The 23,264-nt window shown below is 37.2% G+C and carries 29 protein-coding genes; 22 read left to right on the top strand and 7 right to left on the bottom strand.

Annotated features, from left to right (window positions below; translation table 11 throughout):
* Nucleotides 1–127 precede the first annotated feature (127 nt).
* The 5 genes from AACP56_RS12785 to AACP56_RS12765 are packed head-to-tail and all read left to right on the top strand — an operon-like array spanning nucleotide 128 to nucleotide 4,662.
* Nucleotides 128–874, top strand: coding sequence for an SDR family NAD(P)-dependent oxidoreductase (locus AACP56_RS12785; protein WP_339337047.1), 747 nt, complete (start codon nucleotides 128–130; stop codon nucleotides 872–874).
* A gap of 22 nt (nucleotides 875–896) precedes the next feature.
* The gene (locus AACP56_RS12780; protein ID WP_339337048.1) at nucleotides 897–1,199 is read left to right on the top strand and encodes a carboxymuconolactone decarboxylase family protein; all 303 of its coding nucleotides are present in this window, start codon (nucleotides 897–899) and stop codon (nucleotides 1,197–1,199) included.
* Between the two features lie 9 nt (nucleotides 1,200–1,208).
* Nucleotides 1,209–2,264: a flavin monoamine oxidase family protein gene (locus AACP56_RS12775; protein ID WP_339337049.1), complete on the top strand. Its 1,056-nt coding sequence runs from the start codon at nucleotides 1,209–1,211 to the stop codon at nucleotides 2,262–2,264.
* Between the two features lie 37 nt (nucleotides 2,265–2,301).
* On the top strand, nucleotides 2,302–3,180 hold the full coding sequence (locus AACP56_RS12770; protein ID WP_339337050.1) for an AraC family transcriptional regulator: 879 nt from the start codon (nucleotides 2,302–2,304) through the stop codon (nucleotides 3,178–3,180).
* A gap of 51 nt (nucleotides 3,181–3,231) precedes the next feature.
* Nucleotides 3,232–4,662 carry an SLC13 family permease gene (locus AACP56_RS12765; RefSeq protein WP_339337051.1) on the top strand — a complete coding sequence of 477 codons (1,431 nt, stop codon included), beginning with the start codon at nucleotides 3,232–3,234 and terminating at the stop codon, nucleotides 4,660–4,662.
* 55 nt (nucleotides 4,663–4,717) lie between these two features.
* Here the strand turns inward: AACP56_RS12765 and AACP56_RS12760 are convergent, their stop codons facing one another.
* The 3 genes from AACP56_RS12760 to AACP56_RS12750 form a co-directional block, all read right to left on the bottom strand.
* Entirely contained in the window at nucleotides 4,718–5,464 is a 747-nt protein-coding gene (locus AACP56_RS12760; protein WP_339337052.1) for a leucine-rich repeat domain-containing protein, read from the bottom strand.
* A gap of 190 nt (nucleotides 5,465–5,654) precedes the next feature.
* A complete protein-coding gene (locus AACP56_RS12755) occupies nucleotides 5,655–5,954 on the bottom strand; it encodes a hypothetical protein (RefSeq protein ID WP_339337053.1) in 300 nt (99 codons plus the stop codon).
* 342 nt (nucleotides 5,955–6,296) lie between these two features.
* The gene (locus AACP56_RS12750) at nucleotides 6,297–7,040 is read right to left on the bottom strand and encodes a hypothetical protein (RefSeq protein ID WP_339337054.1); all 744 of its coding nucleotides are present in this window, start codon (nucleotides 7,038–7,040) and stop codon (nucleotides 6,297–6,299) included.
* Between the two features lie 266 nt (nucleotides 7,041–7,306).
* Here AACP56_RS12750 and AACP56_RS12745 point away from each other — a divergent pair, with 266 nt between their 5' ends.
* The 7 genes from AACP56_RS12745 to AACP56_RS12715 all read left to right on the top strand — a co-directional run bounded on the left by AACP56_RS12745 (nucleotide 7,307) and on the right by AACP56_RS12715 (nucleotide 13,613).
* Nucleotides 7,307–9,808, top strand: a complete 2,502-nt coding sequence (locus AACP56_RS12745; RefSeq protein ID WP_339337055.1) for a zinc-dependent metalloprotease — start codon at nucleotides 7,307–7,309, stop codon at nucleotides 9,806–9,808.
* Between the two features lie 143 nt (nucleotides 9,809–9,951).
* Nucleotides 9,952–10,137, top strand: a complete 186-nt coding sequence (locus AACP56_RS12740) for a hypothetical protein (protein ID WP_339337056.1) — start codon at nucleotides 9,952–9,954, stop codon at nucleotides 10,135–10,137.
* A gap of 98 nt (nucleotides 10,138–10,235) precedes the next feature.
* Complete coding sequence (locus AACP56_RS12735; protein ID WP_339337057.1) at nucleotides 10,236–10,682, top strand: hypothetical protein; 447 nt, start codon at nucleotides 10,236–10,238, stop codon at nucleotides 10,680–10,682.
* 151 nt (nucleotides 10,683–10,833) lie between these two features.
* Nucleotides 10,834–11,442, top strand: coding sequence for a transcriptional regulator (locus AACP56_RS12730; protein ID WP_339337058.1), 609 nt, complete (start codon nucleotides 10,834–10,836; stop codon nucleotides 11,440–11,442).
* Entirely contained in the window at nucleotides 11,439–12,170 is a 732-nt protein-coding gene (locus AACP56_RS12725; protein WP_339337059.1) for a DUF3307 domain-containing protein, read from the top strand. Before AACP56_RS12730 ends, AACP56_RS12725 begins: the two co-directional genes overlap by 4 nt.
* Nucleotides 12,167–12,583, top strand: a complete 417-nt coding sequence (locus tag AACP56_RS12720; protein ID WP_339337060.1) for a VOC family protein — start codon at nucleotides 12,167–12,169, stop codon at nucleotides 12,581–12,583. Before AACP56_RS12725 ends, AACP56_RS12720 begins: the two co-directional genes overlap by 4 nt.
* A complete protein-coding gene (locus AACP56_RS12715) occupies nucleotides 12,576–13,613 on the top strand; it encodes an adenylate/guanylate cyclase domain-containing protein (RefSeq protein ID WP_339337061.1) in 1,038 nt (345 codons plus the stop codon). Before AACP56_RS12720 ends, AACP56_RS12715 begins: the two co-directional genes overlap by 8 nt.
* A gap of 44 nt (nucleotides 13,614–13,657) precedes the next feature.
* On the opposite strand, the gene AACP56_RS12710 is transcribed toward AACP56_RS12715, so the two are convergent.
* The 4 genes from AACP56_RS12710 to AACP56_RS12695 form a co-directional block, all read right to left on the bottom strand.
* Complete coding sequence (locus tag AACP56_RS12710) at nucleotides 13,658–14,494, bottom strand: NmrA family NAD(P)-binding protein (RefSeq protein ID WP_339337062.1); 837 nt, start codon at nucleotides 14,492–14,494, stop codon at nucleotides 13,658–13,660.
* 53 nt (nucleotides 14,495–14,547) lie between these two features.
* Nucleotides 14,548–15,042: an anthrone oxygenase family protein gene (locus AACP56_RS12705; protein WP_339337063.1), complete on the bottom strand. Its 495-nt coding sequence runs from the start codon at nucleotides 15,040–15,042 to the stop codon at nucleotides 14,548–14,550.
* Between the two features lie 19 nt (nucleotides 15,043–15,061).
* Nucleotides 15,062–15,460 (bottom strand): DUF5367 family protein, encoded by a 399-nt coding sequence (locus tag AACP56_RS12700; RefSeq protein ID WP_339337064.1) that lies wholly within the window; start codon nucleotides 15,458–15,460, stop codon nucleotides 15,062–15,064.
* A 96-nt stretch (nucleotides 15,461–15,556) separates the two neighbouring features.
* A complete protein-coding gene (locus AACP56_RS12695) occupies nucleotides 15,557–16,417 on the bottom strand; it encodes a helix-turn-helix domain-containing protein (protein ID WP_339337065.1) in 861 nt (286 codons plus the stop codon).
* A 114-nt stretch (nucleotides 16,418–16,531) separates the two neighbouring features.
* Between AACP56_RS12695 and AACP56_RS12690 the strand changes: the two genes are divergently transcribed.
* The 10 genes from AACP56_RS12690 to AACP56_RS12645 all read left to right on the top strand — a co-directional run bounded on the left by AACP56_RS12690 (nucleotide 16,532) and on the right by AACP56_RS12645 (nucleotide 23,172).
* On the top strand, nucleotides 16,532–17,911 hold the full coding sequence (locus AACP56_RS12690) for an ankyrin repeat domain-containing protein (protein WP_339337066.1): 1,380 nt from the start codon (nucleotides 16,532–16,534) through the stop codon (nucleotides 17,909–17,911).
* Between the two features lie 153 nt (nucleotides 17,912–18,064).
* Nucleotides 18,065–18,868: an SH3 domain-containing protein gene (locus tag AACP56_RS12685; RefSeq protein ID WP_339337067.1), complete on the top strand. Its 804-nt coding sequence runs from the start codon at nucleotides 18,065–18,067 to the stop codon at nucleotides 18,866–18,868.
* A gap of 208 nt (nucleotides 18,869–19,076) precedes the next feature.
* Nucleotides 19,077–19,862, top strand: coding sequence for an RluA family pseudouridine synthase (locus AACP56_RS12680; RefSeq protein ID WP_339337068.1), 786 nt, complete (start codon nucleotides 19,077–19,079; stop codon nucleotides 19,860–19,862).
* Between the two features lie 25 nt (nucleotides 19,863–19,887).
* Nucleotides 19,888–20,238, top strand: coding sequence for a nuclear transport factor 2 family protein (locus AACP56_RS12675; RefSeq protein WP_339337069.1), 351 nt, complete (start codon nucleotides 19,888–19,890; stop codon nucleotides 20,236–20,238).
* A 29-nt stretch (nucleotides 20,239–20,267) separates the two neighbouring features.
* A complete protein-coding gene (locus AACP56_RS12670; protein ID WP_339337070.1) occupies nucleotides 20,268–20,600 on the top strand; it encodes a hypothetical protein in 333 nt (110 codons plus the stop codon).
* Nucleotides 20,601–20,642: 42 nt separating this feature from the next.
* Complete coding sequence (locus tag AACP56_RS12665; protein WP_339337071.1) at nucleotides 20,643–21,161, top strand: STM3941 family protein; 519 nt, start codon at nucleotides 20,643–20,645, stop codon at nucleotides 21,159–21,161.
* A gap of 36 nt (nucleotides 21,162–21,197) precedes the next feature.
* Nucleotides 21,198–21,650 (top strand): histidine triad nucleotide-binding protein, encoded by a 453-nt coding sequence (locus AACP56_RS12660; RefSeq protein WP_339337072.1) that lies wholly within the window; start codon nucleotides 21,198–21,200, stop codon nucleotides 21,648–21,650.
* Nucleotides 21,651–21,789: 139 nt separating this feature from the next.
* Complete coding sequence (locus tag AACP56_RS12655; protein ID WP_339337073.1) at nucleotides 21,790–22,272, top strand: hypothetical protein; 483 nt, start codon at nucleotides 21,790–21,792, stop codon at nucleotides 22,270–22,272.
* Nucleotides 22,273–22,301: 29 nt separating this feature from the next.
* The gene (locus AACP56_RS12650; protein ID WP_339337074.1) at nucleotides 22,302–22,676 is read left to right on the top strand and encodes a VOC family protein; all 375 of its coding nucleotides are present in this window, start codon (nucleotides 22,302–22,304) and stop codon (nucleotides 22,674–22,676) included.
* A gap of 16 nt (nucleotides 22,677–22,692) precedes the next feature.
* Complete coding sequence (locus AACP56_RS12645) at nucleotides 22,693–23,172, top strand: GNAT family N-acetyltransferase (RefSeq protein WP_339337075.1); 480 nt, start codon at nucleotides 22,693–22,695, stop codon at nucleotides 23,170–23,172.
* Nucleotides 23,173–23,264 lie beyond the last annotated feature (92 nt).

Genomic DNA, 23,264 nt, shown 5'->3' with positions numbered 1-23,264 from the left:
TATACTTTTTGCCAAAAGGCAATCTTAAACCCATTTTCCCAAAATTACCATTTGTTCTCTTTTTATGACATAAATCCCTGATTGCCTCCGATTAGTTTTGCTCTTATAAATTTTAAAATAAAATCAGATGAAAAGAGCATTGATAATAGGTGGTAGTAGTGGTATTGGTAAAGCAACTGCTCAAAATCTTTTAAATGATGGTGTTGAAGTCCATGTAGTGGGCACAAACAATTCCAAATTAGAGGCTTTTAATAATGAAGCCAATAACAACCTAACAACTCATAAGGTTGATATTACGAGCAAAGAAGGAGTCAGCGTTTTAAAAGGTATAATTTCCAATTGGGACAACTTGGACTATTTGGTAAATGCATCAGGTATTTTTGGCCCTAAACCTTTTTTAGATCATACCGAAGGTGATTACGATTCGTATTTGGATTTAAATAGAGGATTTTTCTTTATCACACAAGCTGCTGCTAAAAAAATGGCAGAAACCAAGGGCGGAGCTATCGTAAATGTAGGTTCAATGTGGGCAAAACAATCCGTTAAGGCTACTCCATCTTCTGCTTATTCCATGCAAAAGGCAGGCTTGCACAGTTTAACGCAGCATTTGGCCATGGAATTGGCAGACCATAAGATTCGTGTAAATGCAGTTTCTCCAGCGGTTGTAGAAACACCTGTTTACGAAAGTGTTTTTGGCGGCAAACAAGAAGCGAATGATGCGCTACAGAGTTTCCATGCTTTCCATCCGATAGGAAGAAACGGGAAAGCGGAAGATGTTGCCAACACTATTTCGTTCTTACTTTCCGATAAAGCTTCTTGGGTTACTGGAGCCATTTGGGATACAGACGGCGGTGTAATGTCTGGAAGAAACTAAATCATACTTTAAAAAAATTACTATGTACGATATGAAAAATCTAAAGCAATTAGGTGTTTTAGAAAAAAATGCAGAGCCTGTAATGAAAGCTTTCCAGGCTTTAGATCAGATAGCTCTAGCCGATGGAGCGATTCCAAAAAAATATAAAGAACTTATGGCAATCGCTGTAGCGTTGACCACGCAATGCCCATACTGCCTGGAAATCCATAAAAAACATGCAATTGATGCGGGAGCTACACAAGAAGAACTTGCAGAAGTTACATTTGTAGCCGCAGCGTTAAGAGCAGGTGCTGCAGTAGTGCATGGCACCCATTTAATGGCATAAATTTTTAGATTGAAAATAGTAAACACAAAGTACATCATTATTGGCGCTGGGCTTTCTGGCCTGACTACTGCTCATTTACTTCTAAAACATGGGGAAACCGATTTCATTATGTTGGAAGCGAGGGATAGAGTTGGTGGTAGAATCCAAACAGACAATGGCGTGGATTTAGGAGCCACATGGTTACAGGAACATCACATCAATCTTAATGTGCTTTTGGATTCGCTATCAATTCAAAAATTTGAACAATACAGTAAAGGGCAGAGTGTTCTGGTATACAATACCATGGCACCTGTCCATTTTTTTGAAAGTCAACATAATGGTCCATCAGCATATAGGATTTCTGGCGGTTCTAAGGCTTTAATCACAAAATTAGCCAAAGACTTAAAAGATAAAATTCAGTTGAGCGTCAAAGTATTGGAGCTTACGGAAGACTCTGGAATGGTTCAAGTAAAGACAAATAATGCTGTATATATAGGTAATAAAGTTGTCGTAACCATCCCTCCTAAATTGGCTTCAACACTAATATTTACCCCTCCCCTTCCTGAAAATCTTTTGGGAGCTATGAAGCTAACCCATACTTGGATGAGCAATGCCATGAAAATTGGAATGATTTTTAAAAATCCCTTTTGGAGAGAAGAAAACTTTTCGGGTACTTTGATTGGTCAAGTTGGACCAGTGGTAGAACTTTATGACCATTGCAGTGCTGACTATAAAACCTTTGCCCTAATGGGCTTTATTAATGAAGGTTTAAGGGATGTAACACCTGCACAACGGAAAGAACGTATTTTATCCTATTTAGAAAAATACCTAGGTGAAGAAATTAGGAATTACGAATCCTACTTTGAAAAGGATTGGTCCAAGGATAAGTTTACCTCATGTGAAAACTTGAAGTCGGTCTACATGAGTCCACATTATGGAAACAAATATTTTGAAGATTTCTATTTTAAAGGTAAGCTATTGTTTTCTGGAACAGAGACTTCACCGGTTTATGGTGGTTACTTGGATGGGGCAGTATACAGTGGTATAAATGCTGCTAGAAAACTATTGAAGAAAGAATTAGTCTAACTTTACGACAGAGTATGTAGTCTTTCAATTTTTTGTTTTGTCAAAAATAGAACAGTATCACCTTCACAGATTATCACCGCAAAAACTTCAGTTCGAAGTTTATGATTTAAAAGAATATCGCAGAAAAAGTGGTAATAAAGCAGCTGTTCCACATTCTCACAGTTACTATCAAATTATTTGGTTCTTAGATTCAAAAGGCACCCACACCGTAGATTTTAAAACCTATCCTATAAAAAAGAATACAATCCTTTTTATTACAAAAGATCAAATCCATGCTTTTGACGATAATTACGATTGTAATGGTTGGCTCATACATTTTAATGAGAGCTTTTTTATGCATACCGAAGTAGATATTTTTTTGAAGTACAGCATTTTTAAAACTCAAGAAAATCCATGCTATGCCATGGAAACCGAAGCCATAGAATCTGGCAAAACCTATTTGAACCTAATATCAAAAGAGCTTTCGAACAGAGCTAGGTTTGGTTTTGAAGATTCGGTTCGGTTTTTACTTAAATGCTTCCTTATTAATCTTGAAAGAGTTCATCAAAAAAGGGATGTAGAAACTACCAATCGAAACGATTCGTACACACTTCAATTATATCAATTTAAAGAACTGGTTGAAAAAAACTATAAAAACAATTTATCTATAAATGATTATTCAAGTTTAATGAATATCTCTTCAAAGACACTAAATACCATTACGAAATCAGTAGTAAATAAGCTCCCCTCACAATTAGTTGCCGAGCGAATTATTTTAGAAGCGAAACGATTGTTAAAATTTACTTCTCTTCAAATAGGTGAGATTGCGTACAAACTTGGTTTTGAAGACCCATCCTACTTTATTAAGTATTTTAAAAGACATGTAACCGTAGCTCCCCTAGCATTTCGCAATGAGAGTAGCATAAGTAATAGCTAACTTATTCTTCAGTTTTTATTTTACTTTAAAAAAGCCTAGCTTAGAATCCCAATGGAGCTAAGCAAAAAACTAGGCCTTGTATTAGGTCCAATCGTATTTTTAATTCTTGTTAACCTACCAATAGAATTAGTTTCTGAACAAGGCGATGCAGTAGTAGCTGTAGCTGTTTGGATGCTCATATGGTGGATTACAGAAGCTGTTTCCATTTCTGTGACGGCACTTTTACCACTGTTACTTTTTCCACTGCTAAAAATATTGCCAATAGCAGATGTAGGTGCCAATTATGGTAGCCCAATTGTATTCTTGTTCTTTGGTGGTTTTGTAATGGCTTTGGCATTGGAAAAAGTTAATCTTCACAAGCGTATTGCACTCAATATCATCAGACTTACAGGCACTACCCCTAATAAAGTAGTGTTGGGTTTTATGATTGCAACTGCATCGCTCAGTATGTGGATAAGCAATACGGCCAGTACCGTAGTAATGCTTCCCATTGCTTTATCTGTTATTAATTTATTGATTAATGATGAAGACGGGTTTACCAAAAGCGACCAAAATTTTGCACTTAGCGTCATGTTAGGAATTGCCTTCTCTGCCAACGCTGGAGGAATTGCAACGGTAATTGGTACTCCACCGAATTCTGTTTTGATTGGTTTACTGGAAAACGAATACAATATCCAAATCTCTTTCTTAAAATGGATGACCTTAGGTTTGCCATTTTCAATAGCAATGATCACTATCACCTATTTTGTCTTGGTAAAATGGATGTTCCCGAACAAAGACTTAAAATTTAATGCCTCAAAAGAGGTGATACAAGTAGAGTTGAAAAAATTAGGTGCCACTTCAAAAAAAGAAAAAATGGTCTTGGTAATTTTTGCTGTTACCGTTTTCCTTTGGATTTTTAGAACATTAATCAACAATATTTTTCCGAATCTTGGTCTCTCAGATACTATGATAAGCATCTTTGCATCAATCTCGTTATTTGCTATTCCCTATAATATTAAGAATGGGGATTTTATAATTACTTGGAAAGATACTTCGAAGTTGGCTTGGGGAATATTGATACTTTTTGGGGGAGGGCTAGCTTTGGCAAAGGGGATGTCCGTAAGTGGTATTGTAGATTTAGTTGCAAATACTATTGCCACTAGTGAAATTAGTATTCTACTGACAGCATCGCTGCTCATTGTATTGATGTTATTTATGACCGAATTGATGAGCAATGTAGCTTTGGTAGCCGTGTTGGCACCTGTAGTAGCAGGTATTGCAATTGGATTGGAAATCCCGTTACTGTATTTATTAATTCCTGTAACCATGGCCAGTAGTTGTGCATTCATGCTCCCAATGGCAACTCCACCTAATGCCATAGTTTTTGCCAGTGGTTATGTAAAAGTGCCACAAATGGCGCGGGTAGGTATAATTTTGAATTTAATTGCAGTAGCCTTACTTATTCTAGTGTTTCAATTTGTAGTGCCATTACTCTTTTAAAAAGAAAAAGGCCCCAATAAATTGAAGCCTTTTGTATATCGCAAAAAAGAATAATTTATTTCTCGTAATCTTCAAACTCCAGCTTGGATAAACCTTCTTTCGTTTTTGTAAAATCAATTGGTAATACTGAACCGTTTTTCAATTTAAAATCCGTTAAGACTAGCTGTTGTTTGGATAGTTGTCTTAAACCATTCATATCTGAAAACTTGTTGTTTGAAAGGTATAGTTTTTTTAAATTTTTTAAATTTTCCATACCTGAAGGCATTCCACCATTTAAGTCGTTATTGGCAAGTGCTAAAGTATTTAGTTGGGCCAATTCACTAATGGTATTTGGCAAGGCACCTTCTAGCTTATTATTGCTAAGATTTAATTCTTGTAAGCTCTCTAACTTATTAATTGTAGATGGTATATTCCCCACCAAATTATTATCCTCAAAATTTACTTCTTTTAAGTTTTTAAATTTTCTGAAAAGCCCTGGGATTTTCCCCGAGATATTGTTTTTAGATAAATCTAGAGTTTCTAGATTCTTAAGATTACCTATGGTGATTGGTATTCTTCCCTGCAAATTATTATTTGAAAGGTCTAGCCCAACCACTTTACCATCTTTTATGGTTACTCCATGCCATTCAGATATAGGAGTATTTGTATCCCATTGATTTGTCCATTGCTCGCCTTTAGTTTTAGCTCTTAATTCCAGAAGTGCTATGGCCTCACGTTCACTAATTCCAAGTTGCGCAGTCAATAGATTAAAACACAATAAGAATAATCCTAAGAAGGAACTGGTAATTTTAGAAATTCTCATAGTTAAATAGATTTGGTTTTAGTTACAAAAGTGACATAAGTAGGTATGTACCTATGTGCAACGAGCAAAATAGGTAAAAAATATATTTAACATCTATGAATCACTTATTTATTCGATGAAATGCAAAACAAAGCCCAATTCTAAAAAAATTGAGAATTGGGCTTTGTCACAATAACTAAAATCTGAGGAACTATTTTTCGTAAGGATTAAAGTCTTCTGGTAAAAATTCAGAAGTATCAAAACCTAAGTCGATATTTTCTTCTTCCATAAAATTAATTCCGTTTACAGAAACTTCTTCTTGGTAAGGATCAAAATCTTCTGGGAGATATTCTTTAGTATCAAAACCTAAATCTATTTGCTGCTCTTCTTCAATAAATTTTATTGAACTTACATCGAACTCTTCTATATTAGAAGGGGTAGATTTAGCACTTAAAAGTGGCAATAAAAGCATTGCAATAAAAACTGTAGATATGTATTTTTTATATTTCATGTCGCTATTTTTTATTATTTGAGACAAAGGTAAAACTGAAAAAAATAGGTATTCGTATATTTTAACTATGGTTAACATTCGAGCGAAATGGCTGTAAGAAAAGTATTCATAATATATTATTCCAAATACTCTTAATATTGTAATTCTACATCAGAAAAATTACGAAAATGGCAATTTCGATTTCCTTTTTTTAACGAATACACTTAGTCGATTTTTATGTTATCTTTTTGTTAACTACGTCATATCGCCTTTTTGTATACCATGGAAATGAAAAATCCCGGTTTGTACCGGGACTTTCAACTAACTAACTCAAAAAATTTGATAAGATAAAAACATTCCTATCTAGTTTTGACCTTTGTAAGGGTCAAAATTCTCTGGAAGATACTTTGCAGTATCAAAACCCAATTCTATTTCCTCTTCGTCTTCCATAAAGTTGATTGTATTTATTGCAATCTCATCTGAGTATGCATTAAAACCTTTTGGAAGATATTTTGAAGTATCAAAATCCAATTCATAAATATATTCTACTTGTCCAAACTGTATTTCCTTTATGTTGAAATAAGCTTCGTAAGGATTAAAACCTTCAGGTAAATAATCTTTGGTGTTAAAACCCAAATCTATATCTTCCTCTTCTTCCATAAAGTTGATTGACTTTATGGCAACTGTACTTTCATAAGGATCAAAACCTTCTGGTAAATAATCTGCAGTCTCAAATCCTAAGTCTGTGCTCTCATCCACCTGGAAAAATTCAACTGAAGACATTTCAAAATTAGCTTCATATGGATTAAAACCTTCTGGTAAATACTCTGAGGTATCAAAACCTAGTTCAAATTCTTCTTCAACTTCAAGAAATTCAATTTCCTTTATGTCAAAAGCACTTTCTGCTTCACTAAAACTTGAAGCATAAACCAAAGTTTTGTTTGTTTCCTTAGCACTAATGTGTAATGCTGTTAGGTTGTTCTCTAATGTACGTGTTGTTTCAACTTTGTTACTCTGATCGGTAACGTTTACCGTACTTTCTTGTTGTTCTACTATGGGCGAACTACCAAATAGTGCGCAACCATAAATTAATAATAACTTGTTCATTTTTTGATTGATTTGATGATTGATGTTGTATGCTTATAAGACTGGACAAAAACATAATTGTTACAGTATTTTAGCTTTTTTAACAAATTTAGCCATCCCTAGCATCCCAGTTATAGTGGGCGTTTCAACGGAAACTATTAGTAAAACGCAATACTCCGAGAGGTTGGGGCTTTTTATAAAAAAAGTAGAGTTAATATTTATTTAACAGAAGAATTTGGTTATTTTTTGGTTCTTTGAAAGATTACGATTATTCAAACTAACTCTAAATGATGAAAAAATTACTTCCAAAATTGCTTTTGGTATTATTTACCATTGCAAGTTTTCAAACTACAGAAGCACAACTCTTCAAAAAGAAAAAGAAAAAAACAGAAAAAGAAGCGCCTTCAAAACCAAAAAAAGGGGACATTAAGCCTTATAATAAGGTAATTACAAAAGATGCAGAAACAGATGAAGGTCTTTTTCATGTACATATTGTAGAAGACAAGCATTTTTATGAAATCCCGGATTCCCTTTTCAATAGGGAGATGTTAATGGTTAGCAGAATATCTAAAACCGCAACAGGAATTGGTTTTGGTGGTGGAAAAATAAACACACAGGTACTCCGATGGGAGAAGAAACCCAAGAAAGTATTACTACGCGTAGTTTCATACCAAAACTATGCCGCAGACTCCTTGCCAATACATGAGGCGGTGGTTAATTCAAATTTTGAACCTGTTCTTTATGCTTTTGATATAAAGGCAATAAACAAAAAAGATTCCCTTAACCCAGCTACTGTAATTGAGGTAGACCCATTGTTTACCAAAGATGTGAATGCCTTAGGACTTCCGGACAGATTTAGAACGCGATATAAGGTAAGCAGATTGGATGGCGACAGAAGTTATATAGAAAGTATAAAAAGTTACCCCTTAAATGTAGAGGCCAGACACGTTAAAACTTATGCGGCAAAATCTGCTCCAAGTAATCAAAGCTTAGGGTCTATTTCTATCGAAATCAATAACTCTATGATTTTGCTTCCTGCCGAACCAATGAAGAGGCGCTATTTTGACAGACGCGTAGGTTGGTTTGCCCGTGGCCAAGTGGATTATGGCTTAGATGCTCAAGAAAGTAAGAGAGTTACCTATTTAGACAGATGGCGTTTAGAAGTAAAAGATGAGGATATTGAAAAATTTAGGGCTGGGGAATTGGTAGAGCCCAAAAAGCAAATTGTGTACTATGTGGACAGAGCTACTCCAAAACAATGGATTCCATTTATAAAACAAGGTATTGAGGATTGGCAAGTGGCTTTTGAGGCGGCTGGTTTTAAAAATGCGATTATTGCCAAAGACCCTCCATCTGTAGAAGAAGATCCAGAATGGTCACCGGAAGATGTGCGCTATTCTGTAGTACGCTATTTAGCATCTCCAATACCAAATGCAAACGGACCCCATGTAAGTGATCCAAGAAGTGGAGAAATCTTAGAGTCCGATATTAATTGGTACCATAATGTAATGACCTTGTTACGTAATTGGTTCTTTGTACAAACGGCTGCAATTAATCCAGAAGCAAGAGGTGTTGCCTTTAAGGATGAAATCATGGGGAGGTTAATTCGATTTGTATCTGCTCACGAAGTCGGCCACACATTGGGACTGCCACACAATATGGGAAGTAGTGTAGCTTACCCTGTAGACTCACTACGTTCAAAAGAATTCACACAAAAATATGGCACTGCTCCTTCCATCATGGATTATGCCCGTTTTAACTACGTTGCCCAACCTGGTGATGAAGGTGTCGCATTAATGCCAAATATTGGTGTTTACGATAAGCATGCCATCAACTGGGGATACCGTCCAATTTTGGATAAATCTGTAAAAGAAGAAAAAGCAACTTTGGATAGTTGGATTCTTGAGCATGCGGATGACCCCATGTATCGTTTTGGACACCAACAGATAGGGGATATTCATGACCCAAGCTCACAAACTGAGGATTTAGGGGATGACGCCGTAAAGGCAAGTTTGTATGGTATAGCCAATTTAAAACGCATTGTACCAAACCTAAACGAATGGATAGCAGAAGATGGCAAAACCTATGACGACTTAGGTACATTATATGGACAAGTAGTGAGCCAATTTAATAGGTATATGGGTCACGTAGCAAATAACATTGGAGGTGTTTATGAGTACAATAAAACGTTTGACCAAGAAGGGGCCGTGTACACGCATGTTGCAAAAGCACATCAAAAGAAATGCATGGATTTCCTACAAGCGCAATTGTTTGAGACTCCAGAATGGATGTTAGACCAAGAGATTTTCAATAAGATTCAGTATTCAGGTTCTGTAGAGCGTATTCGCGCCGTCCAAACAAGAACTTTAAATACCATGCTAAGTTTGGGCAAACTGGCAAGAGCTATCGAAAATGAAACTATTAATGGAAACGATGCTTACAAGCTCACGGATATTATGAGTGATCTAAGAAGGGGTATTTGGTCAGAAACTAGGAGCGGTAAAGCTATAGATACATATCGTAGAAATTTACAAAAAGCGCACATTGACAGATTAGGGTATTTAATGACCGCTAAAAATCAGCGTAAGCAGCCAAGTTTTGGTGGATATCAAAAATCCACTGCTGTTAATACAAGCCAGTCGGATATTCGTTCAGTGGCACGTGCAGAATTGAATAACTTAAAAAGGGATATCAGAAATGGATTGGCAAGAACATCCAATAGTATGAGTAGATACCATTTACAGGATGCTCTGGAGCGCATAGATACTATTTTAAATCCAAATGGTTAGAAAACTTAATACCATTTTATCGATGAAAGGGACAATTTGATTGTCCCTTTTTGTTTTTACCTACATAAATCGGGCTTTCACAACATATACACAATCCGTTTGGTATAAATTCCTACATTTATAGCACCCAAATCCCAGATATTATGAAGACCTACAAAATCAAAAGCTTTATTTACTTTCTATTATTTGCTGTTGCAGCATTCTTCTACAATAAGATAGAGCAAGAGAAAAAGTTTCAAGACGAGATAACTTCAAGTGAAGTAGTTAATATAGACACTAAGCAACTTGAAGATTCGGAATCTGAAGATTTGGATACCCCTTTACAATAATTTTTTCCACCTGTTAAAAGCTTCATAAACTTTTAAATGCATTTTAAACCTATTGCCCTATAGAAGGTCATATGGTAAATCATTTAAAAATCTATAACATGAAGAATTTAATTTTAACAATGGCTATGCTATTAAGTCTAACCACCATAGCACAGCAAGGAAACCGTGAGCGTAACCGCAAAAAGGCAATGGCAGAAATGACTGCTAAACAGTTAGCAACGCTTCACACAAAGAAAATGGCCTTGGCTTTGGATTTAACTCCCCAACAACAAGATCAAGTTTTAAAGATAAATATTGAAGAAGCGGAATTCCGTAAAACTAAAATGGCGGAACGCAAAGCAAAAAAAGAAGATGGTGAAGCTATAGAGCCAACAAGTGGTGAAAGATTTGAAATGCAAAACGCACTTTTGGACCGCAAACTGGCACACCAAGAAAAATTAAAAGAAATACTTACCGATGAGCAATTTGAGCTTTGGAAAAAAGCGCGCAATCGAAAAGGTATGCACAGCAAAAAGAAAATGCAGAGGGATGGCAGAAGGGGATAAATATTTTTTGTTGATTTTGAAAGGCCTCTGACTTACGTTAGGGGCTTTTTTCTTTTAATACTATGGTATCGGTTATTTTATCGATATCATATATTATCGGCAATTTTACCGATATTTTTTATTATCGGCAATTTTACCGATATTTGTAATAATGAAAACAGTAACTGCTATACTCACGGGAGATATTATAAACTCCCAAATGATTGCTCCTAAGAACTGGCTACCTCACTTAAAGGAGGTTCTTAACACTTATGGTGAAGAACCAAGGTCTTGGGAAATCTATCGAGGAGATAGCTTTCAATTAGAGGTTCCCTCAAAGGTAGCCCTTAAAGTGGCCATTCACCTTAAAGCAACCATAAAACAAGAAAAAGCGCTAGATGTGCGTATTGCTATTGGTCTTGGGGGAAAAAATTACAGTTCAGAGAAAATAACAGAGGCTAATGGTTCCGCATTTGTGAATTCAGGGCAATGCTTTGAAAACCTGAAAAAAACAACCCTTGCCATAAAATCAAGCTCAGAAGACTTTGATGCCACTATAAACCTAATGTTGCAATTGGCGTCCCTCAGTATGGATAATTGGCTACCTGCTACTTCAAGAATTGTAAAAGCTGCTATCGAACACCCCAATGCAAATCAAAAAGAAATTGCTGCGCTATTGGAAAAATCACAAAGTAGCATCAGCGAAGCATTGATACGGGCAGGTTTTGATGAAATCCAAAAAATGATGCAGTTTTATACCACACAACTCCAAAAATTATGATGTTATTAGCCCTAAAACTTATACTGGCCCATTTTCTTGGCGACTTTGTCTTTCAACCAGCAAAGTGGGTCGACCACAAACTAAAGAAAAAAGCAAAATCCAAATACCTGTATTACCACATTGCCGTACATCTATTGGCACTTATTGTTGTATTACAGTTCAATAATTGGGGAATCGTTGCCATCACCATTGTATCCCATTACCTTATAGACTTGGCGAAATTAAACTTCACCAATGAAAAAAATTACCGATGGCTTTTTACATTGGACCAAATACTACATCTCGCAGTCATAGCCGTAGTCGTTTATTTTTATGAACCCTACACCTTGGACATCAACCTATTGTTCACACCACAATTACTGTTATTCATATGTATGCTAGCCTTTGTGAGCTACGTATCTGCAATTCTTATTAAAATGCTCATGGCGCCTTATATTGAAGAACTTGCGAAAGACGATAAAGAAAATAAGGAAGGTACTTCCCTTAAAAATGCGGGGCGCTATATAGGGATGTTAGAACGCATTTTTGTCTTTGCCTTTATCCTTTTACACCAATGGGCTGCCATAGGATTGCTGATTACTGCAAAATCTGTATTCCGGTTCGGAGACCTCAACAAAGGGAAGAATAGAAAACTGACCGAGTATGTTCTTATTGGCACTTTGCTCAGTTTTGGACTGGCTATTTTGGCCGGACTTGCCTATAATTACCTTATCACATTTTTATCATGAAAGACATCTTTAACACCTATACTCCAGAGGGGTTTAGTAATGTGAGTACCTATTTATTCACAGAAGACCCACAACAACTGATTGATTTTCTTGAAAAATCCTTCTACGCGGAAGAAATTAACCGCTCCCTACACCCAGAAAATGGTGACATCAGTAATTGTATCTTAAAAATTGGCGATACCTGTTTTATGATCAGTCAAGCTAGGGGAATGTTCATGGGAATGCGTACTGCCCTTTATCTTTATGTAGATGACGTGGATGCTATCCATGAAAATGCATTGGCACATGGTGCTGAAGAAATATTTGCACCAGCAGACATGGATTACGGCGACCGCCAGGGTGGGGTAAAAGACCCAGCTGGCAATTATTGGTGGGTCTCCAAACGCCTAGAAGAAAAAGGATATCATGAGTAAACGAAACCTACGGATTCTTAGGTTTTATATCGTTGGATGGACTTTGTCCATGCTTTTTTTGGCTATTGTCCGGGGTGTGGGTACGGAAGAGCTGGGGCAATTAAAGTTCGATTTTAAATCGAGCATTATAATCGGATTGACCCTAGGACCTATTTTGGGCATTATCTCTGCGTTGGCTTCTATTTGGGCAGAAAAAAACCTGTACCGAAAACTCACTTTAGGCAAGCTTTTGCTCCTTAGGACCATATACGCTTTCCTGTTTATCATTTTTATGACTTTTGTAGCCTACTGGGTCTATCAATTCTATTTTGGCACTGAGATAAGTTTAAAAACTTTTGCCATGGATAAAGGCAGCGGTGCCATCTATTTCTACATTTGGGTAACAGATTTTGTCCTAACGGTATTAAGACAAGTAAACTTAATGCTCGGCGAAGGCAATCTAATGAAGCTGATCCGTGGTAAATTCTATAACCCGAGTGAAGAAGAACGTATTTTTATGTTCTTGGATTTACAGGCATCTACTGGACTGGCGGAACGTTTGGGCCATATAAAATACAGCACGCTTATTCAAGATTGTTTTAACGATTTGGCCATAGTCCTAGAAAATGAAGCGGAGATTTACCAGTACGTAGGGGACGAAGCAGTACTTACATGGCCACTGGAGCTGGGTATAAAATCCCAAAACTGTTTACATGCCTATTTTAATTTTTCAGAATTGTTAAAAAAGAAAGGCAATTATTATCAGGCAAAATACAACTGCCAACCCTTTTTTAAGGCAGGGCTGCATTCAGGAATAGTAACGGTAACAGAGGTTGGCAAATACAAAAAAGAAATCGCTTACCATGGTGATACGATCAATACCGCAGCTCGAATACAAGGACAATGTAATTCCCTAAAAGCTCAATTATTGGTTTCCGAAACACTCAAGGATCAACTTAAAGAAGATGGTTATACGTTCACAAAAATGGGGAAAGTACCACTTAGGGGCAAAAAGAAAGATATTGTCATCTTTTCTGTTTCAAAACAATAAAAGGCAGGCAGTATAGCCTGCCTTTTTAAATTTCGCTTTTGGATTTAAGCTTCTACTGGTTGGTTCCAGACTCCGGTTGCGGCTGTTTCCGATACGTAATCTGAAAAATCCTTGGCTTTTCGTCCTAAAACCTTTTCAATATCATGGCTAATAATTTGGTTATTTTCATTATCCAATACCTCAACAAACAAATAGTTTATCAACCAGATATAATCTTCAGGAACCCCATGCATTTCTAGCATTTCAGTGTATTCCGGCAGTGTAATGGGTGTAAATGAAATCTCTCTTCCAGTAGCATTGGCAATCTCTGCAACTACCTCTTTAAAGGTCAACATTCTAGAACCTGTAAGTTCATAGATGGCACCATTGTGCTTATTATCCAATAGGGCTTCAACAGCCACATCGGCGATATCTTCGGCATCTACATAGGGTACTTTTGTATCTGCTTGGGGCAAAGCCACATGGCCATGTAGAATAGGCCCTAAGAAAAAGCTTTCGCTAAAATTCTGGCTAAACCAGCTTGCTCGAACAATCGTGTAGTCCAAACCACAATTGATGACCAATTTTTCGCAGGCCTCTGCTTCTACTTCTCCCTTGCCCGATAAGAGCACCAATTTTTTAACTCCTTGCTCCTTTGCCACTTTGGTTAAAGCTTCAATGGCCTCCTTGGCACCAGGTACGGCTAAATCTGGTTGGTACGTAATGTAAATACTATCCATTCCTTCTAAAACAGCTGACCATCCTGCAGGATTGTCCCAATCAAAAGCTGGGTTTTCACTCCGTGAACCAATACGGACGTTATGCCCCAATTTATTTAAACGTTCTACAATTCGTCTTCCTGTTTTTCCTTTTCCTCCTAATACTAAAATGTTGTTTTTCATGATTTTCAATTTTTGATGCTTCGACTACGCTCAGCATAGGTGTTTATACTTATTTATGATTTACTTATACTTGCAATAATGAGTAAGGCGAACGATATCATTGACGTGATAATCCGAATGATATGAAATCGATTCCATGGATTTTCAAATCGTTCCCTAAGGGCTCGTAGCTCTTCTACCGAACTATTGACTAAATCGGTCTTATCCAAGATTTGATTTAAGGGTACATTTCCAAAAATGGTTACGAGTACCACTCCCAAAAAGTAAAGGCTTATAGCTAGCAAGACCAGCCTAAAATGCTCTGATGATACCCCCTTATTGGTGAAAATAGTAGCTAGACCTACTAAAAAAGACCCAAAGAATACTGCAAAGAATAGCGGATTTTCAATGCTGCGATTCATTTTCTGAAAAGCCTGTAGGTAGCCTAGGTCATTTAATTGTCCTATACCCGGAGTAATAGCGTTTCCCCATGTAAAACATAGTCCTGCGGTAAGTCCAATTAATAATGTTGCAGTAAAAAGACTTAGGTTGCTTGTTGATAGTTCCATAATTTTAAATTCTGGTTGATTAAATTGTTCTTTGTGTACTGCGTATTCCCTTAAAATGTCTATACAATATGGCGGTAGTGACAAAAACCCCACCTATAAGCCAAAAGCCCGGATCGCTAAAAAAGACATAGTGGTTTCCCCCTTGAGGTACAAACAACAAAGGCACGGTAATCAAGGCATCTAAAATGGCAGCGACACCAAAAAAGGTAATTCCAATCCACATACCGTGAGTTTCATCATCCTTTTTGTAGTACACCTTTGAACCGAACCAAACCAATGGTATGACAGCTATAAGCAGTACCAAGTTGGCCTGTTGTTCTAAATTTTCTAATACTGGGATAAAAAAGGAAAGTGCAAAGGCGCTTACCCCAAGTACCCAAATGATTATTCCTATAATAATTGCTCTGAAAATTTTCATGACTGTTTGTTTTTTAATTACAAGACAAAACTAGAACAGTCCCAACCACGACATTTGTTTGAAAAGGAGTATGATTTGTTCGAAAAGGAGTATTGGTTAAGAAACCTTTATTTCACTGGGACGGAAACCAAATTTTTTATTGAAAGCATTAGAAAAAGAACTCAAACTGTCATAGCCCACATGCCATGCTGCCTCTTGTACCGTTGCACTTTTACTGCGAATAAGGTCATGCGCTGTACTCATACGCTCATTTTGCAAGTATTTGAATACCGGTACTCCAAAAAGTTCTTTAAAATCTTTTTTTAGTTTAAAAGTATTAAGCCCTATCTGGCGAGAAAGTTCTGTTAAGGAAGGTGGTGCATCTAAATTTTTCGAAAGAATTTCTTTGGCCTCATAGAGTTTTTTCCGTTCTTTTGTTTTTATTTCCTTGGTTGATAACGTTGATAATTGCCAAAAGAAATGGGACAACAAGGCAGTAATCTGACTACGGAAGAACATCATTTTGGCTTTTCCCTCATATTGGTTGTTAAAAATATTGTCCACTATATGCTCCATCTCTGGCGTCATAAAAAAACGTGGCCCTTCCACATATGAATCCGAAGGATTCACCAATTCTTTTAGAAGGTCCGTGAATAGTTCGCCTTCCCCATTGGGCAAATTATGCAAGTTCTTGGGTGCTGTGGCAATTAAAATACATTGCAATGGTTTATCAGGTGAAACCGTGTGTACACAATCAACAGTGGTATCGGCATAAAAAGAAATGGCCAAACCCTTAGTATTCTCGTATGGCATTTTCTTATCACCATAGTCCATGGACAGATGCACATTGCCCGAACCGTAAAATGCTACGGCAATTAAAGGCTCATCAAACTTACAAGAGTCAATAACAACCTTATCAGAATTGGCCTCTTCAATCAAAATGATGAAATCGTTAATATTAATAACGTCCCTTGTCATAGTGCTACTAAAATTAACCAATAATCAAAATATGAACAACACAATTAAATTCTCATACTTTAAAAACTAAAAAGTAACTTTAGGGCAATCAAAAAACGAAAATCAAATCCTCAAATGAAATCTCAAATACATTTTTCAGCACTGTTATTGCTATGTTGCTTAACTAGCAATGCCCAAAATATATATAGGACCGCTTGCCAAGGGAATATTTCTCGATTGGATAGTTTACTACAGACAACAGAAATCAATACCCAAGACAATCGGGGTAGGTCTTTACTGCACTGGGCAGTGGCCTGTAACCAAAAAGAGGTGTTTGATCATTTAGTACAAAAAGGCATTACACCCAACTTAGAGGATAATGAGGGAACAACCCCGCTATATATGGCGGTTCGGTTTCAACGTATGGAATTCTTCAACCATTTGATAATTTTAGAGACCGATACGAACTGGAAGCAAAAATATGGTGCAATGCTCTTTGAAATAGCCATTTTGAATAAAGACACCACCTTTGTTCAGAAACTTACTGAAATAGGTGTCCCCATTAACAGAAAAAACAAAAGGGGTAGCACCCCATTGGAAATTGCACTAAAGACCAAGGCCAATAAAATAGTCGACTTCCTAAAGGCAAACGGTGCTGATGAAAGTTTGGTTCGTAACATCGTCTTAAAAGGAGCCTATATGGGCCAAAAACCACCAGGAATGGTTGCCAAGGTTTTTGCTCCCAATGTAATTTCTACTGAAGAATATGAATTTGGCTCCGTATTTAATAAAGCTGGTACCGAATTTTACTACGGAGTAGATGTGAATGGCAGAACAGAAATACGGTATTCGGAGTTGCAAGGAGAAACATGGACAACTCCAAGGATTATACTTTCCCATGAAAAATATGGCTACAATGACCCTTTTTTATCACCCGATGAAAATCGATTGTACTTTATCTCAGACCAAGCAATGGATGGCAAGGGAGAGCAAAAAGACATTGATATCTGGTATGTAAACCGAACAGATAATGGTTGGTCAGAACCCATCAATGCAGGACCAAACATCAACACTAGTAATGAGGAGTACTACATCTCCTTCACCAAAGACGGTACCATGTATTTTTCTACGGATGCGTATACCGACGAAAATAACCGCAACCATGACATTTATTATTCAAAATTTACGGATGGCGAATTTCAAAAAGTGGTTCGGTTAGGCGAAGCCATCAACACGGACGCTTACGAAGCTGACGTTTTTGTGGCCCCAGATGAGAGTTATCTAATCTTTTGCGCCCAAAGAAGCGGAGGTTTGGGTAGGGGTGACCTCTACATTAGTTTTAAAGAAGATGATGGCTCTTGGTCACAATCCGTTACTATGGGTGATGCAATAAATACGGAAGGCCACGAACTCTGTCCTTATGTGACATCAGATGGAAAGTACCTTTTCTACACAAGCAAACAAGATATTTATTGGGTAAGTACGGCCGTTTTTAAAACCTTAAAGAGTAACTAAAAAGGCTCGGTGAGCCTTGTTAAGGTTTTTATAAATGCCGTAGTTTGCCTAAAATAATATGCTTTTCATCGATGGCGAAGGCCAGAAGTATAGCTTTCAAGGTAAGTATTAAAGAGACCGCTATTGGTCTATGTTCATTTAAATTTTAATACTATGAAAGCGAAACAGATGTTATCCATCCTTACCATACTAGCCATCTGTTTTTTTGCGAACGCCCAAGAAAAACCGCACTGCATTAATGATAGTGATGGCTTTGAACCAGGGCAAATTGTTTACCTCTTTGGTGACCAAGTAAGATTGCGCGAAGCTCCCACAACAGAGAGCAAGGTGCTTAAAACCCTACCTATTGGCATGCATATGGTAGTGCAAGAAAAACATGAAAATTCTTGGCGCTACAAAGGTGTGGACCACCATTTTTACAAGGTAGATTATAGGGGCATTCAAGGTTACGTTCTTGGCGGATTATTGGCATTGGAAAAGAAGACCATCAATAATGTGGTGCACCTATTTGGAAGGGCAAAAACTGGTGAAGAAGACTTCCTGCTCATCCGCACCCTACAGGAAGACGGTTCCTTTAAGGAAAAGTCCACACGCTTGCACAATGATCAGTTTTATTTAAAGGATCTAGGCACTAAAGGACTGCCCAATATAGAAGGTGCCCTTTTAGTGGACTATGTCGCCAAAGCCTTTGGCGCGGAAGGTGGCGGTATTTACCTCTTTCAGGAAGAGGGCGAACTACATCAAGTGGCACGGTTATCCCATGTGTTTAATTCAAGTAACTCCTACTCATGGGAACAGTTTATCTTCCCTGTGGATAAAGACGGTATTGAAGGTAAAATCCGATATAAAAAAGAAGTTGGCAAAAGCTATGACAACAATTCCCAGTGGAAAAAGAGGAGTATAGAGACCAAGGAACTGGTCTGGGTAAATGCTAGCTTGGAGCTGGCGCAGCAATAAGTTAGTATCTTTTTTAATATAAAACTGGGGCATGTCCCCAGTTTTTTTATTTCGAGAGATTATCGACAGAAAGTCGAATCGATAATAAATTAATAATATTACATGTCTTTAATTTAAGTTAATAAACAGTATCAACTCAACCCAGATTCATATTGTCCCTAATATACCTTCTTCTATCCGCATACAAGAATATGGCGTTGGTATTTTTATGGAGCTCCCCACAAAATCTGCGCTCAAAAAAGCTCTAAAGAAAGGGTATATCACTGTAAATGCTAAAGTAGCAAGCACAGCTACGTTGGTATCTGGTGGAGAGGAGATAGTGTTATCCATTCCAGAAAAAACAAACCCAAAGAAAAAACTGGTGTTTCTCCTAACCGTTTTATATGAAGATGAATATTTAGCCGCCATTTATAAACCTGCTGGTATTTTGGTAAGTGGGAACCATTTTAAAACCATTGCTGCTGCCCTGCCCCAAAACCTTAAACCTAGCACGTTGGCAGATGTTATAACACCGCAACCTGTACATCGTTTGGATTATGCTACGACAGGTATTTTATTGGTAGGTAAAACCAGTAGTGCTATTCGTGCTTTAAATAAATTGTTTGAAGATAAAGCCATTACCAAAACTTACTATGCGGTTGCTATTGGGGAACTACCGCCTAGCGGAGAAATCACCTCAGCAATAGATGGTAAGCAAGCACAATCCAACTATACGGTGGAGCAAACCGTGCCTTCAGAACGGTTTGGATGCCTTAACCTGGTAAAACTAGCCCCTAAAACAGGGAGAAGACATCAACTGCGTAAACATTTACTCAGTATAGGCAGCCCTATTTTAGGTGATACCACCTACGGTCTGGAACATCTAATTTTAAAAGGCAAGGGTTTGTATCTGCATGCCCACTCCTTAGAGTTTATACATCCGTTTACTAAGAAAGAACTTCATTTAAAAGCAAAACTTCCAGAAAAATTTACCCGTATTTTTAGTACTTTATAGTCTAATTTAAAGCACTTAAAAAACGATGTCTAAAGATTCCCATAAAGCGATATGTTTATTATACTTAAAGAAATATGCTGAGCGAGATTTAGATGCGGTGGCAGAATTATTTGCAGATGATATTGTCTTACGGGATTGGAAGATTCGCGTTGTAGGAAAAGAAGATGCGCTAAGGGAAACGCGCAAAAATTTTGAAACTGTTAATACTATAGATATAGAAGTACTTTCTACCTATGAAAATAAAAATACGGTCGCGGCGGAGCTAAAAATAACGATCAATTCCACCGAAGAACTCTATGTGGTTGACGTTATTACGTTTGATTCCAATGCCAAAATAGCATCTATACGAGCGTATTTGGGGAGAGGGGATTCGTAAAGAAAAGAACTTGGAAGAACTATGAAGGTATGAAGGGTACCGTTTTATATAAAAGAGGGTCACATATCACAGATATCACTATTCAACACAGTGGTAAAATCTGTATTATGAGTGGTGGTGTAGGTGGAGAATTTGTACTCTATATTCCCGTTACCTCAGAACCAGCGTTGTTTAAAGCTTTATGCTCGCCTTGGGAACGTTTTAATAACAGATTTTTGGGCAAAAAAGGAAGCAAGCAAGAAATTTATGACCGTATGGTAGCAAAGTTTTCCTCTAAAGAGCGGGACCCTGATACTGCAATCAGTAAATTTTTAGATATACACAACATACCCTATACCAGCGAATATTGGCCCAATAGATAAAATAGTTCTTAGCTTTAAACCAAGATTACATGCATTTGGTAAATGACGGAAGTAAAACTATATAAGTCCAAAAAGAGCGCCATTAAAGTAATGGCACTGTGTACCCCTTTTGTAGTACTCGGTATTTTTATACTTGGAAAGAATCCTTTGATAGGATGGCTGAACATAGGTTTTTTTGGTCTTGCCTATCCCTTGGGGATTTTTAACTTGTTGGATAGAAGACCTGCACTAATACTTAATGAGCTAGGTATATTTGACCGTAGCATCCACAAAGATTTTATCAACTGGGAACTTATAAAAGATGCCTATCCCATTAGTATAAACAGGCAAAAATTCATTTGTTTGCTCATAGATGAAAAATTTAAGCCTTCTAAAAAGAAGCGGCTGTTTTATAAAAGCGTAGCAAAATTAAATGAAGCTATTGGAGCACAGGAATTAAACATCAACTTAGGGCAAATTCAAAAAATTGATGAAGTCAAACTAACGCTATTTATCTTAAAAATGTCAAAAGCCACTAAAACGGATAAAGCTACGCTACTAAAAGAATTGGAAATCGCCTAAAGCCTTATTTGTAACCTATCAAAAAACATAAACATCATGAAAAAACTACTATTTGTAAGCTTAGTCCTTTGTTGTTTTACAAGCTATGCACAAAGCGAAGCATACCAAAAGCAAAAAGCGGAAAAAATAGCCAAAGGTTCTGTTTTTACTAAGATTATAAATAGAGAGCTTCCAGCGACTATTGTTTATGAAGATGATGAAATTATTGCTTTTGTTCCTCTGCGACCGCAAGCACCCGTGCATTACCTCATCGTTCCCAAGAAAGAAATTCATACCATAAATGATGTGGAGGAAGAAGATGCTTTGGTGTTGGGCAAACTATTTTTAGTGGCTAAAAAGCTGGCAAAGGAAAACGGAATTGCAGAAACAGGGTATCGCTTGGCCATGAACATTAATGAAGATGCTGGGCAATCTGTATTCCACTTACACATGCATTTTTTAGGGGGAGAAAAATTGGCACCTATGTTGCCTAGAAAGGAAAAGGAGTAGTTTAAGTTTTATTGAGGGATTTCTCAATCGTCGCTTTGCAACTCATATCGAAATGACTAAAAGCAAAACGTACATGCCCTTTAAAGTTTATTAACACAAAAATTAAACTAATCACTATCTTAGGCTAAAACATCAAAACATGAAAAGAATAGTTCTCCTTACTCTAATAGGCCTTTTTGTTACCACTACCAATCAAGCACAAGAACAGGAAATTGAAATGAAGGTCAATTTTTGGGGCTATAAGTTTATGAAAGACGGGGAACGTCTTAATTGGAAGGAATTGCAAGTGGCCACAATCGCAGTAGAAAACGCAAACCTGCTCATTAAAAAGGCTAGAGGCCAACATACTACGAGCATCATTTTGGCTGTTGTTGGTGGAGGTTTACTAGGATGGAATCTTGGACAGGCCAGTAATGAAGACGACCCCGATTATACTTTGGCCTATGTGGGTGGGGGAATTGCAGCGGTTAGTATGGGGTTTTCCATTAGTGCCTTTAATAAAGTGAACAAAGGGGTAGATCTCTATAACCTATCCGTTAACAAAACGGCACATTATCAGTTTCAACCTGAATTGCAGGTAATGGCAAATGGCAATGGTGTTGGGCTAGCCATGAGGTTTTGAGACCATTTAAATAGTTTTACTTTTAGGAAATGAACCTCAATCAGATAACCGTTCCTTCAAAGGATATTTTAAAATCCATTACTTTTTATAAAACTTTAGGTTTACAACTTATTATTGAAGCCTTACCACATTATGCCCGCTTTGTCTGTCCAAATGGTAATGCAACGTTCTCTTTACATTTAGTGGAAGAACTGCCTCAAGGTGAAGGGGTTTATGTCTATTTTGAATGTGAAGATTTGGACAATCGTGTTGACGAACTTGTTTCAAAAGGAACACAATTTGATGAGCTGCCCAAGGATAAGCCCTGGCTATGGAGAGAGGCTCGCTTAAAAGACCCGGATGGTAATCAAATTATTCTATATTTCGCTGGCGAAAACCGTTTAAATCCTCCTTGGCGTATATAAGTTATAAAGAATTAACATGATTACCCTAAGACAAGCTACCCCCAAAGATTTAGAATTGCTATTGTATTGGGATACCAAACAGCATGTCATAAATGCGGACCCGGATGAAGATTGGGACTGGGAAAAAGAACTGGCTTTTAATCCGCCGTGGAGGGAACAACTTATTGCAGAGTTGAATGGTAGCCCTATAGGTTGTATTGTTATTATTGATCCTCGCGAAGAAGAAACCCATTATTGGGGAGATGTGCCAAAAAACCTACGCGCTTTGGATATTTGGATTGGCGAAGAAGATAATTTGGGCAAAGGTTACGGCACCATAATGATGAACTTGGCCATAGAACGTTGTTTTTCAGATTCAAAGGTCAATAAAATTTTAATAGACCCTTTAAAGTCCAACATCAAAGCTCATCGATTCTATGAAAGATTAGGTTTTCAATTTATTGAAGAAAGGGTTTTTAATGATGTTGTATGCTTTGTCCACGAGCTGAACAGATAGGATTGTATAATTTTCTAACTACCAAACATATTACCTACGACCGGGAAGATTTATCTGACAGCTTTATTTCTGGTTTCATTACTTTCGTATAC

It is taken from the genome of Croceitalea sp. MTPC6 (assembly GCF_036985525.1).
GTDB lineage: Bacteria > Bacteroidota > Bacteroidia > Flavobacteriales > Flavobacteriaceae > Croceitalea.
This window is presented reverse-complemented; position numbering and strand designations above follow the sequence as displayed.